Below are 13752 nucleotides of genomic sequence, written 5' to 3'. Positions count from 1 at the left end.
TTTGGCAATAAGCTAAGGATGTAAAGCATCTTGCAAAAAGGATTCCAAAACCTCTTGAAGACGTGTTTCTATGGTTAAGTCGATATTCGACGTACTGTTTTCAATTTGACAACTTCCCGGAGATAAGTGCGGTGCTGGTTGCAAACGCCAGCCGTTTTCTTCAATCACTTTAACGGTTAATTCTCTCTCAATCAGTTGAATGTCATCGGGGTGTAAAAAGATTTGCGTTTGTGCTTCCTGCATTGGTAACGCTTTGATCCCCTTTTTAATTGCCGAAAGTAGTATTTCATGATTCGTTTTGGCTTCATGAAGGGTAATCGCCTTAGTCAATTGGGTAACCAAGGTTAACAATTGTTGCTCCACTTTCCCTTCAATGACTTTCATCGGCTGGTGCAATTGTTCAATTAACATTTGCCACTCTTGGGTTAACTTTTCAATTTGCGCTTGGCCTTGTTCTAAACCTTGTGCTGTACCCTCTTCTATCCCTTTGGCTAAACCTTCTTGATGACCGGCTTGTTGACCTTCTTCAAAACCGGCACTAAATCCCTCTTCTTTACCTTGATTAAAGCCCTCTTGTTGAGCCGCTTGACGAATTTCTTCAATTTCTTGCGCTGTCAATGGTTGTAATTCAGGCTCATCTTCTTCGGGAGGTTCATAAACCCAGGTAGATTTTTTACCAAAGGCGTTAGTTTTTTCTTGATCGATGGCAGGATCTGGTTCAACAGCCGGCAGAGACCAAACGTCAAGCGTTTGTTCTTTAGTCGATTTAACTACATCTTCTAGCGGCTCAACCGCAGTAAAATTTTTCATGTATTAACTTCAATCAACATCTAAATGGGATTATAAGAACTCATCACCGCCACCGGCGCCACCAAGCATGATTTCTCCAGCATCAGATAGACGACGAGCAATAGATAAAATTTCTTTTTGCGCTGCTTCAACTTCACTAATACGAACAGGTCCCATCGCTTCAAGATCATCTAGCATCATTTCAGCTGCACGTTTAGACATGTTCTTCATAATTTTTTCTTTCAGTGTTTCATCGGCGCCTTTAATCGCTTTCATTAAGGCATCTTGCTGGACTTCACGTAGGATAGCTTGAATACCTCTATCATCAACGTCTGCCAAGTTTTCAAAGACAAACATCAGATCTTGGATTTGCTGACTCATTTCTTCGTCGTGCTCACGAATTGCATCCATCAAGACACCTTCAATATTAGTATCTAGATAGTTCATAATATCAGCAGCAGCTTTCAAGCCGCCCATTTTCGCTGCTTGCGCACCAGCTTGACCCGCAAACTGTTTCTCCATGATTTCATTTAACTCTTGCAACGCCGCTGGTTGCACTTCTTCTAAGTTGGCAATGCGCATCATGAGATCAAGGCGAGTTTTCTCTGCAAATTGACTCATGATCTCCGCTGATTGCTCTGGTTCTAAATAAGATAAAACAATAGTTTGAATTTGCGGATGCTCATTACGAATAATATTGGCGACTTGTTTTGAGTCCATCCATTTCAATGAATCTAAACCTTTGGCACCACCACCCATCACAATTTGGTCGATTAGGTTACCGGCTTTATCTTCACCAAGTGCAGCCGTTAATGCTTTACGAACAAACTCTTCACTTTGGAAACCTATGGTACTAAAGTTTTGAATCTCACTGATAAACAGCTTGTGGACTGCGGTGATCTTTTCTTGAGTGAAATCTTCCATTGCCGCCATCACCATGCCCACCTGCTGCACTTGCTTTGGTTCTAGATGTTTCAAAATTTGTGCAGCATCTTCTTCTGAAAGACTCAGCAAGAGAATGGCTGCTTTTTCGGCACCATCAAGCTTATCAACGTCAAAGCCTCGTGGAGCTGGCGCTAGGGTTTGATTTTCATCACTCATCTTCGTTCAACCAACTTTTAACAACTTGCGACGACAATTCTGGCTCATTAGCAACAAGCGCACGAACCGCTTTCAAAATATCTTCGTCTCGATGCAGATCTGGTAACTTAAGACTGCCATCAGGTGCAAATCCTACCGCACCAGCATCGAAATCCGCGGTTAACATATCCATGGTTTCGTCACCTAAATCTATATGAGAATCTAGTGACTTATCGCCGTACTCTGAAGGTGTTTGATCTGGGTAAATCAAACGTTTCAGCATTGGACGAACAACCGCCAAGATTAAGACAATGATAACTAAACCACCAATGCCTAATTTTAATGCTTTCCAAAACCATGGCTGCTCATGAATAGGCAGTTCACCTTTTTCTTCCACGATCATGCGTGAAAACGGCAAAGTTACCACTTCTAGGGCATCACCACGCTGCATATCAAAACCAATACTACCTTGTAATAATCGACGAATATTAGCCAGTTCTTGCACTGAACGCGGGGTTTGCTGACGTTCACCATCTGCACCAGTTTCATTTATATAGTCTAGTGCAACTGAGACGCTAATGCGACGGATAACGCCAGTTTGTTGTTTGGTGTAACTAATCGATTCATCTAACTCATAATTTTTAGTTGATTCTGAATGGTTTCGTGACGGTAAGGTTTGCTGCGCTTGCCCACCAGTGGCATTTTCAGGGATGTTAGAATCAAGCGGTGGTTGATTGGTTAATGCACCAGGAATACCACCAACGCCACCACCAATCGAGCTTTCTTCAACCTTCATTTCACTGCGAAGTGCTGGCAAGTCAGGGTTGTAGCGACGCTGCGTCTCTTCTGAATTAGTAAAATCCATTGTTACATCAACTTGGGCGGTATAATTTCCTAAGCCAACAACGGGAATTAAGATACTGTCAATTTTGTCTAAATATTCTTTTTCACGCTTTTGTTCTATTTCAAATTCTTTACGAGAGCGCGAGGAGATTGAATCCTGCGAGCCTGAATTAAGTAAGCGGCCATTTTGGTCGGTAACGGTAACACGATTCGGATCTAGGCCCTGCACTGCAGATGCGACGATATCGACCACTGAATCAACTTCTTCTTCATTGAGCAATCTGCCACGATGCATGGTTAAGACAACGGTCGCAGATGAAGACTTTTGCTTTTTAGCGAAAACATTATCACGAGGAATCGCTAACAACACTTTGGCTCTAGAAACAGATTGCAGTTCCTCAATAGTTCTTGCGAGTTGCTGCTCACGAGAGTGCTTGAGCCGTTCTCCTTCAAGACGCTGACTAACACCAAACCCCATATCTTGCATGATAATTTCTGTGCCTTCACGCGGTGGCTCATCTAGCCCTTCTCGCGCAAGTAACAGCTTTATATCTTGATATTCTTCTGAAATAACCGAAATAGTGTTGTTTTCTTGACGGTACTCAACATTATTAGCGTCAAGAAAGTCCATGGTTTTAATAAGTTGTTCTGTGGGCTGTTTAGCGAGAAAGCGATATTCAGGTTGATTTGCCCACAAGATGACAAATACTGCGATAGCTAAACAAATGGCTAATGCCATGATCAAGGTGACTTGGCGTAGTATATCAACATTTCCCAAAGCGGCAGCGAAACCAGACTTTTGTTCATCGATTTCATTATCGCTATTATCTCGAGCAATTAAGTCACTATCTTGCTCTGCTGAGACCATTGCTGTATTCGTATCTGCCACGTTACTTCTCCGCTATGTTACTGTTCACGAATGCTGCGTTTAGTAACCCTAAACAGGCATACTCATTATTTCTTTGTACGCTTCAACAAACTTATTTCGAACTTGTACTGTTGCCTCAAATGCGATGCCAGATTTTGACGCCGCTATCATGGTATCAGCTAGCGTGACACTCTTATCACCCATTTCAAATGCAGTTCTTTTTGCGCCAGCATCTTTTTGTAAATCATTGACGGTATTGACGGCTTCCTTCAACATCGAAGCAAAGTTAGCTGAAGAATCACTTACTGAGGTAACATTATTGCCTAGGCTATCTTCACCAGCACCAGCAATATTCATACGATTGCCAGATGCCTCTAATGACATTCTTTGCATTTGGGCGTAAAGTGAATTTGCTTTGATATCCATAACAATCTCTCTTGTGTCAAAATATTGTTTGTTCACATCTACCATGAATAAAGCAAAGTTAATGCCAAGAGAGGAAATTAAAAATTTCTTATAAAAAACAAAGCATAACAATTACGTCATGCTTTAAAGATCACAACAAGTGATAGAGAAAAGAAAGGATTTAGGCGGGTATTTGAATACCACTATCGCGCATTTTAGCAATTTTGTAGCGCAACGTTCGTGGACTGATCCCTAAACGCTCAGCAACCAGTTTGCGACTGCCTCGGCAAGCATGTAAAGTATCTAAAATAATTTGATGTTCCTGCATTTTAAGCTCGCTGCCTAACTTATCTTCAGTCACATCGGCTTTCGGTACATCGTTAATCGTCGCTGTTTCAAAATTTTCTATCAGCAGGTCACCTGCATCGATTTGATTGTCACTATGTAAAATCAAGGCTCTTTGCATCACATTATCCAGCTCTCTGACATTTCCAGGCCAGTTATAGGCTAAAAGTTTACTGCGCGCTGCGGCTGAAAATTCGGGTATCGCTTCGCCGCTGTTTTGACAGAGACGTTCAATAATGTGTTTTGCTAAAGGAATAATATCATCACGACGATCCGCTAACGGTAACCAAGTTAATGGGAAGACATTGAGACGATAATAGAGATCTTCTCTAAATACCCCATCACTAACCGCTTCACGTAAATCTCGATTACTGGTGGCGATAACTCGTACATCAAGTTTGATAGTTTTACGACCCGCTAAACGTTCAACTTCGCGCTCTTGCAGAACGCGTAAGATCTTAGCTTGCAAGCCAAGGTCCATTTCCGTGATTTCATCGAGCAAAATCGTTCCCCCTTGCGCTTGTTCAAACTTCCCAGGACATGCTTGAATAGCACCAGTGAAAGCGCCTTTTTCATAACCAAATAAGGTTGCTTCTAGCATGTTTTCGGGGATGGCTGCACAATTAATGGCAACAAAAGGTTTATCTTTTCTGGCCGAGTGATAATGCACATATTGAGCGAGAACTTCTTTACCTGATCCACTAGGGCCTAATACCATGACCGAAGCATCAGTTGTGGCAACTTTTCGAGCAAGGTTTAGTAACTCTACACTGCGTTTATCAGCGGCCACTGGCTCAAAATTATCGTTGGCAGCGAGTGGTACGTATTGGTTGACCATATTAAGTAACACTTCAGGAGCAAACGGTTTTGCCATGTAGTTACAAGCACCATCTTTCATCGCCTGTACCGCATCATCGATTGTTCCATAGGCTGTCATCATTAATACCGGAAGATTGGGGAGACTATTCTTCACCGACTTTAATAAGGCAAGCCCTGACATTCCTTGCATCTGAACATCACTGACAATTAAATCAACCTGTTGATTTTTAAGTAATAGTAACGCTGCTTCACCAGATTCGGCTTGTAAACACTGATAACCAGCTATTGCTAATGTATCAACAAGCGCTTCGCGTAATCCTGAATCGTCTTCAACCACTAAGATTTTACTTTGATTCATAAGTACTCTCCTGTGAAGTTTGCTTTAACTTACTGTCTTGGGTTGGTTTGGCTTGGTACAAAGGTAACTTGATACAAAAATGCGCACCTTTTTCACTGTTATCAATCAGTTCAACGTCACCATGATGGGCATTGACAACAGATTTGACAACAGCGAGCCCTAAGCCTGTGCCGTTAACTCGTGAGGTATAGAAAGGTTCGAATATTTTATCAGCGAGGTCTTTGCTAATACCTTGTCCATTATCAATAACGCTAATAAAAGCGTATTGCTGATGACAATGAGAGCGAATTTCAATTCGTGCATTTTCTGGAATGACCTGAATAGCATTGTGAATCAAATTAACAATCGCGCCATTCAATGCTCGCTTGTTTCCTAAGACCATGCAATCGTCAGGACAAGGCGTTATTATCACTTGTGCATGGGCTTTGGCGATTAAGGCTTCTAGCCCTTGCGTTGATTCATTGACTAAGCTGTTGACTGATAGAGGCTCTACGACTTGTTGTTTGCCACTTTTGGCAAATAAGAGCATGTCATTCACTTGCTGTTCAAGATCTTCTAATCTTGACATCAACTTTCGTTGAAAATTATCACGGTCTTGGGGTGATAAATTACTATTTTTTAAGTTTGCGCCATAAAGCATTGCTGACGACAAAGGTGTTCTAATTTGATGAGCAAGCTTGGAAACCATCTGCCCTAGAGAAGACAAGCGCTGTAACTGACTTAATTTGTCTTGTAATAAACGAGTTTCGGTCAGATCGGTGATTAAAATCAACTGCCCTGGCTGATCAAGTAGCGGTGTTATTTCTAACTTGACTCTGCGACCATCTTTTAATGAAACTTCATGCCAGTCATCCGCCCTTGGCTTAAAGGAGCGTCTGATAACATCGAACCAAGGGTGACCAAGAATGGGCTCATCTAGCAACTGACTGGCGACCGCGTTTATTTTAACAACCACACCATCACCATCAAGCATGATTAGCCCTGTTGGCATGACATTAATGATTTGGTTTAGCTGCTCTGATTGCTGCCTTAGTAAGGCGAGCTCACCATGAAATGCTTCAGATTGTAGAGTTGACTCACTTTCAGAAAACTGATGCGATCGAAAAGATACTCGAGCCTTGTCGAGTAACGGTACAGGATTGTCACTGATTGCTGCTGTTGAGTATGCCATTGTCATAATCTACCACCTGTTTTTTATTAACAACCGAACAAAGCACATTTAATGCCAAGATTTTTTAGCAATTAAAAACAACAACTTAAGCATTAATTTTTAAACTAGAACACGTCGTCAATTTATTGGCTACTCAACAGTTTGCAATGGTTACGCCAAGCCTACCTCCTTATCAAAATACACGCTACAGTGCTTCATAAAGCGTGGTTATTTCCTGCCAAAGACTTCTTTTAGCAATCGCGTTATCTCGCATTACTTTGAGTTCTATTTCTGAGTACCAATGGCCACCTTTTACAACAGCAGCGGGTTTTATAAGAATCGATAAATCATCAATGGGATTATTTTTGGTGTAGATAAAGTCCGCTCTATGCTTGGGCGCAATTTTACCAATTTCATTTTCTAGTCTTAGCGCTTTAGCGGGATTAAGCGTCGCGGCGGCCAAAACATCAAAAGTAGTTATACCTGCTCCCTGCATCAGCTTCATTTCTGTGTGAGTAGCAATGCCATGAGGCGATAGAAGCACTCCCGAGTCTGAGCCCACTAGCAGTTTTACGCCTCGTTGATGCATAATTTGTGTAATACCTTGCAAGAACTTCATGGTGCGTTTGTTATGTTCAACCATCTCTTGAGATGAGCTCAACCAGCGCTTTACTTGGTCATGCTCCTCACTTAATCTAATGATTGGCGATATATAATCGCGAGGCAACTGCTCAAGATATGCTTCTTTTTCTGCACTTAACATTGTCAGTTGAAAAAAGATATTTAGCGTTGGAGTTATCGGCACTTGGGTTGCTTTTATCTCTTTGACTATTACGGGTAGTTGTTCAGTAGAAAACTGATGCTTTAGAGGCCCCTGATAAATATCTTCAACGTGTTCAAAAGATTGAAATCCAGCCAATTGAGATAGCAACATTTCACCTGAAGCATGAGGGCCATGTTTAGCAACGGGCAGATTTTTTTTGCGTGCTTCGTTGATTATCGCTAACAGAGCCTCTTGGTTAAGGTTTCCGTAGGCTTTTATTAAATCATAACCTTGTTGAAAATATTCATTAACGGCTCGTTTAGCTTCAAGTGCTGTTTCCACTCCGTGATGTAAAGAGGCATTTTTATATCCTGAAATAATAGGACTACTGACCGTAGAAGTACTTCCGAGCATCTCCCCTGACGCTATTTTGTCTCGCCATTCAAGTTGTTGTGGCACTCCATTCATAATTCGCACATGCGTCACGCCATGACTTAACGTCATTAAATAGGCCGCTGGCTCGTAAATATGAACATGCATATCGATTAGTCCAGGGGTGAGGTAGCCGCTATTACCACTATAACTCTTTAGGTTATCGGGTAGTGATAATGTGCTTTGATCGAAAATTGCTTCTATGATGCCACTTTTGACGTATACGCTTTTATTGCGCCTAATTTGTTGATGCTCGACATCAACAATATTGACATTATGAATGACAAAGCTGTTGCTACGTCTAGCTGCTGATACTTCCTTTGTACACCCAACAATATAAATCGTTATAAGAAATAAGAACGGTAGTGGTTTAATTAAGGTCATTGATTACTCCTCCAAAGTAGTTTGGAGAAATTAAGCAGACGCTCGATTATTGTCGTCTATGATCATGATTTTCGCCTTAAGAAGTCTTGATCATAGACTTGCTTTGTATTCAGAAGGTGTTTTTCCTGTAACCTGTTTAAACACTTTATTAAAGGAGGCTTTGGAACTAAAACCCGCATCAAAAGCTATGTCTGTTAGCGAATTTTTATCATTATTTCTAAGCCTCTCGCATACCGTATCAACTCTAAATTGATTAATATATTCGTTGAACGATTGCTTGGTATGTAAGTTTATCGCTCGTGAAATATCTCGAGTTTGAATGCCTGTATATTCGCTAATATTGGCTAAGGTTAAACGTGGTGTTAAATACCATTGGTTTTCGACAATAAGGGTATGCAACGCTTCGAATATTGATTGATACTCTTCAGCTTTTGCTTGCCTATGCTCAGGTTGCTCAGTCTGCGGCTCATGTTGTTTTGGCAATCCACCCAACTGAGAAAATTGATAAATAATCACCATACTTGCAATTAACCAAGCAAGATTATTGATTCCCTGCCCAAATAGATTTAACTGGTAAGGTATAACGGTTTGGAGATTAAGTCTTAACAAATCCACTAAGTTGAAGACTGCCATGATAATAATTAACCATACCAACCACGTCAGTGAGTATTCATCTGAGTCTGAACGTTGCTCTTCTATTTTCTTTTTGTATGTTAACAGTATAGATGCCGTAAAGTAGGTGTAAATCAGTCGCCAGATTGTGCCTAGAGCAATCACGATATGGGTATGGGAAGTTAACAAAAGAAAAGGAACAACCGGTAAAAAGTGCCAAATATCCCGTCTATTTAAGCGACGATGAATCGCGAATTTAGCGGCTAAATAAGTTGCAGGACCATATAACATGATAAAAACAGGACTGATCAAATACCAATTTCGAGTGATGCCCGTTTCTTCTAATATATTAATGAAAGCCGCTAAAGATGTCAGAAGCAGCAGCAACGCGATGCCTTTAAATTCACTTACTCGCCACAACAAAAAGCATCCTAAAATACCGACTGTTATGGTGCCAAATTGAATTAAATTAACAGCGTTAAGTGGTTCCATTATTAAGCAAAGATTTGACGTTTGGGGAAATTCAACACGTCCTAATCTTTCTGTAAGTTGTATTTACGCATTTTTTCAACAAGTGTCGTACGACGCATCCCGAGTAATTCTGCCGAGCGAGCCACAACCCAGTTATTTTTATCAAGCGCTTGTGTGACTAATGACACTTCCAAATCAGCGAGATACTCTTTTAAATTAAGTCCTTCGTCTGGCAGTACACCAACCTGTTGAGAGCTCTCATCTTCGCTATTAAAGCTGTCAGCAAATGCTGGGTCATCAAAGCTAGCGTCACTGTCATCATCATAATCAAAACCGGCGAACAGCTCATTGATCGCTTCGCGTTCTTGCAACTCTTCAGGGTATTGAGGTTGATATTCTTCTACTTCGATATGACGATATTTGGCAGGCAGTTCACTGACATTCACCACTTGATCACCATACATGATAATCATACGCTCGATTAGGTTGGATAACTCCCTAACATTTCCTGACCAAGGATGTTCTTGCAATGACGCAATTGCTTGCTCGGTAAATTTCACTGTTTTCCCTTGCTCACTTTCAAAGCGGCTCAACAGTTCTTTTAACAATAGCGGAATATCTTCTTTTCTATCTCGCAAAGAGGGGGTTTCAATTGGAAAGACATTGAGTCGATAATAAAGATCTTCTCGAAATTCATTGGTTTTAATCATTTCCTCTAAATGTTGATGGGTCGCAGCGATGATCCGCACATCAGCTTTTAAACTTTTAGCACCACCAACACGCTCAAAGGTACGTTCTTGAAGTACGCGCAATAGCTTAACTTGCATTGGGTGTGGCATATCACCAATTTCATCGAGGAATAATGTGCCGCCTTCAGCAAGTTCAAACCGTCCTTTTCTGGATGAAATCGCTCCAGTAAAAGCACCTTTTTCATGACCAAATAATTCACTTTCCAATAAATCTGGCGGAATAGCACCACAGTTTACCGGTACAAATGGACCTTTATGTCGTTGAGATAAATTATGGATATTTCTCGCAACGACTTCCTTACCCGTTCCTGATTCACCGAGTATCAATACATTGGCTTGCGTAGATGCTACTTGTTCAATTAAAAATCTAACTTGTTGCATTGCTTCGCTTGAACCAACTAAAGAACGAAATAAACTGCTATTACTAGAGTTCATTGTACGCTTGTAGGGGAGTTTATTGTGATACTGGTGACAATGATGGATCATTTCAGTTAGCTGAGCGTAGTTTAACGGCGCGCTAAGTTCGCCAATAAGATTCACACGATCAGCAATGGCATGATGATCTACAACATCATGGATCATAAACGGACAAGCAGGGTTTTCTTTAACTAAAGAAACTATGCTATCAGTTACCTGCCCACAAATGATCACGGTCAATACTTGATCTTGCTGCTTGATAAGCTTAGCCAGCTCTTGTTCACTACAGCATTTATAGTGCTCACCAACAAACGCGAGCACAGTTGCCAAGTGGTCTTTTCTATGTTGCTGGTTATCAACCACCAATATCATTTTTTGACCGTGCATAATCCCCTGATATACCGAATAATTTGGGTTAGATTACTTTTGATTCTAACTCGATAAAATTATCTTTCAACAAATATTTGACACTATAACGTCATAAAATTGACCCTAGCATTTCAACTAACCAATAAAGTTCGAAAAAAGCTCAACCTCAGTTCAAAATAACACCACCATGATAACCATTATTCGCTACCTTTTGATGTTACTAGCTTGGCGTATAACTTGCTTTAATCATTTTCAATCGGGGCATGAGTTTACCATGTTAATTGCAGTGACAATGTTATACTCTGAACTAAACCATCAACAAAGTACGTAATATCAGGACTCTATATGATTGAAAGACAGGCAGAATTTGAACAATACCAAATCAGTAAGTTTGGTGAGCCTTACTTATATTCGGTTAATAGAAATGTCTTTGAAAAAAATAGCGCCAAAATTATTTTTAATAGCTTTTTTGATAAACGGCTTTGGGATGAAGATTATTTTTATATTATTTTAGGTTGTGACTCTGGCTTATTAACCAATTACATCATCGAACATGGTTTAGCAAAAGGCTCTCGCTACTTATTTATCGATTCAGAGCATGTGATCGAAAACCTCAATCAACAGTTAAGTTTTACTGAATGGCATGACAATGTTGACATGGCAACATTGAAAGATTGGGAAAAAAAGGCTGAAGCTTTAAATCTGCAAGCATACATGTACACCGATAAGGTACGTTATATAAAATCACTAGCAGCCAACGATGGTTACGATGAATACTACTATCAAGCCAATACCGAAGTATCATTAAAGCTAGAAACCCAACAACACTATACCATGGTCAGTCTCTACCGCTCACCTTTTGTCATAAAGCAAATCATCAACTTGGCTGACAATGTCAATCCTATGATTGCCTTAAAAGATAAATTTAACGGTATGGACTGTATTATCCTTGGAGGTGGCCCAACCCTTGATGAGGTTATTGATAAGCTTCATGCGGTTAAAGACAAAGTGATCATTATTGCTGTATCAAGAATTGCCCGAAGATTGATAAGTGAAAACATCATCCCTCACTTTGTGATATCCGTCGATCCGCACGAAGTAAGTTTCGACGTCAGCAAAGAAATGTTAACCATGGCCAACGAAGCCATTTTCTTGCATTCAACTTATGTCGTCCCCGTTTTGCTAGGACAATGGGGAGGGTTAAGTTTTCACGATGGTTTACGTGTCCCTTGGCCAAGTGAATTATCAAAAAAGAATACCCACCTTGCCGGCCCAACCGTCACTAATTCAGCGATATCTGCAGCAGTAGAATTAGGCTTTAAACGCGTTTACTTGTCTGGTGTTGATTTATGCTATTCAAGTGATGGCCATACTCATGCTAAAGGAAGCAATGAAGCTAAGGTAGGCCCTGTACTCGGTAAAAGAGAGCAATGGGTTAAAACATATAGTGGCAAACTTGCTGAAACGATGTTGACGTTTATTCACGCAACTCAAACCATTGACGACCAAGCAAAAAAAGCCTTAAAACAAGGCTGTCAGCTCTACAATCTTTCTGAAAACGCCGCGAAAATAGACAGTATTTTGTTAGCTAATTTTGATGAAATTTCCTTCGCTGATAATCACGATCTTAATCAAATTCTCTCCAGCATTAAAAAGCAGTACTCAACGATTGATGATAAACAATTTATCGAAGTTCTTGATGATATTGACCGTATTGTGGATGAAATGGATGAAATCAAACAGCTTGTTGAGCAAGCGCTTGATGATAATCATAACCTCTATAAAACCTATGATTCAGAAATAGAAAATGCAAAAATTAAAGAGCGAATCGATGTGGTTGAGGACACCCTCAATACTAAGCATGAAGAAACAACGACGTTTTTGAAGAAATATGGTATTCATCGCTTTATTCAAATTGCCCGCACCGATGGCGATCTCGAATGGAGTGATGAAGAAATGGAAGAAGTTGGCCGTGCATACTACCAATGCTTTTTGGATAACATCAACGAACTCACCCCGCTACTAGAAGCCGCAAAAAAGAAAATTCGCCTACGAATTGATGAACAACATCAGCAAACGAGCTATCAAGACATTCTCGCTCAATGGCAAAGTGAACATCACTTCGGTCGCGCCTACAATTGGAAGCAAAAACATCCACAGTGGTTTGAGCAACTCAATGACGACGATAAGCAGTTATTCGAGCAACAAATAAAACAATATTTTGAAGTACTTGAGAATCAAGACACCTATCATCTAAAACGTACTCAGGCACAAACCAGCCTGGATGGTATAAACCGAAAGGCGGTTTATATGTACAATGCAAAAAATGAAGATGGCTTAAGATCTCTAGTCGACAACCTGGAAAAGTTACAAGCATCAAAACAAGAGCAGTATAAAAATATTGGCCAACTGATATTATTGTGCCGTGGTTATTTATTATTGCTACAAGGGTTAAACCAACAAGCGTTGGCAACCTTTAACCAACTAGATGAACAACATTTGGGTGAAGACGAGCTTATTCAAATTTCGGTACTAGAAATTGAACTTCAACATTATGAAAACGCTGAAAAGTCATTAGCTAAACTGGCCGCATTAACCCCAAGTTATCAGCCTCAATATGCAACTATTTTAAGACTCAATAATAAAATTGGCGAAGCAGAACAAGTGTATTTAGATTACTTAGCACAACACGGTGAAGACGTGAGAGCTTGGTTAGCGCTGGCCAATTTATATGTTAATAACGACGCAACCGAACAAGCCAACCATGCGTTTTCGCAAGTAATACAATTAGATCCAGATAACATCGAAGCAAAACACTTTTTTGAAGGTCAACAATAAGGTTTTTAGCCATATTGCCGATATAGGGATAGGTTAACATTCCCTGACTGATACAGGTTT

10 protein-coding genes are annotated in these 13752 nt (G+C 40.4%); 1 reads left to right on the top strand and 9 read right to left on the bottom strand.

Features of this window, described 5'->3' with window-relative positions; genetic code table 11:
- Positions 1-12: 12 nt before the first annotated feature.
- The 9 genes from fliH to ACSLUH_RS01160 form a co-directional block, all read right to left on the bottom strand.
- Positions 13-810 (bottom strand): flagellar assembly protein FliH, encoded by a 798-nt coding sequence (fliH, locus tag ACSLUH_RS01200; RefSeq protein WP_448563739.1) that lies wholly within the window; start codon positions 808-810, stop codon positions 13-15.
- Positions 811-840: 30 nt separating this feature from the next.
- A complete protein-coding gene (fliG, locus tag ACSLUH_RS01195) occupies positions 841-1890 on the bottom strand; it encodes a flagellar motor switch protein FliG (protein WP_448563737.1) in 1050 nt (349 codons plus the stop codon).
- Positions 1883-3580 carry a flagellar basal-body MS-ring/collar protein FliF gene (fliF, locus tag ACSLUH_RS01190; RefSeq protein ID WP_448564009.1) on the bottom strand — a complete coding sequence of 566 codons (1698 nt, stop codon included), beginning with the start codon at positions 3578-3580 and terminating at the stop codon, positions 1883-1885. Before fliF ends, fliG begins: the two co-directional genes overlap by 8 nt.
- Positions 3581-3649: 69 nt before the next feature.
- Positions 3650-4006, bottom strand: a complete 357-nt coding sequence (gene fliE, locus ACSLUH_RS01185; RefSeq protein WP_448563735.1) for a flagellar hook-basal body complex protein FliE — start codon at positions 4004-4006, stop codon at positions 3650-3652.
- A 160-nt stretch (positions 4007-4166) separates the two neighbouring features.
- Positions 4167-5507 (bottom strand): sigma-54-dependent transcriptional regulator, encoded by a 1341-nt coding sequence (locus ACSLUH_RS01180; protein WP_448563733.1) that lies wholly within the window; start codon positions 5505-5507, stop codon positions 4167-4169.
- Positions 5494-6684: a sensor histidine kinase gene (locus tag ACSLUH_RS01175; RefSeq protein WP_448563730.1), complete on the bottom strand. Its 1191-nt coding sequence runs from the start codon at positions 6682-6684 to the stop codon at positions 5494-5496. The genes ACSLUH_RS01180 and ACSLUH_RS01175 overlap by 14 nt, the downstream gene beginning before the upstream one ends.
- A 178-nt stretch (positions 6685-6862) precedes the next feature.
- Positions 6863-8236: an amidohydrolase family protein gene (locus tag ACSLUH_RS01170; protein ID WP_448563728.1), complete on the bottom strand. Its 1374-nt coding sequence runs from the start codon at positions 8234-8236 to the stop codon at positions 6863-6865.
- 90 nt (positions 8237-8326) lie between these two features.
- On the bottom strand, positions 8327-9340 hold the full coding sequence (locus ACSLUH_RS01165) for a helix-turn-helix domain-containing protein (RefSeq protein ID WP_448563726.1): 1014 nt from the start codon (positions 9338-9340) through the stop codon (positions 8327-8329).
- A gap of 41 nt (positions 9341-9381) precedes the next feature.
- Positions 9382-10857 (bottom strand): sigma-54 dependent transcriptional regulator, encoded by a 1476-nt coding sequence (locus ACSLUH_RS01160; RefSeq protein WP_448564008.1) that lies wholly within the window; start codon positions 10855-10857, stop codon positions 9382-9384.
- A gap of 342 nt (positions 10858-11199) precedes the next feature.
- Here ACSLUH_RS01160 and ACSLUH_RS01155 point away from each other — a divergent pair, with 342 nt between their 5' ends.
- Positions 11200-13692: a 6-hydroxymethylpterin diphosphokinase MptE-like protein gene (locus tag ACSLUH_RS01155; RefSeq protein WP_448563724.1), complete on the top strand. Its 2493-nt coding sequence runs from the start codon at positions 11200-11202 to the stop codon at positions 13690-13692.
- Positions 13693-13752 lie beyond the last annotated feature (60 nt).

The organism is Thalassotalea ganghwensis (assembly GCF_053485795.1).
This window is presented reverse-complemented; position numbering and strand designations above follow the sequence as displayed.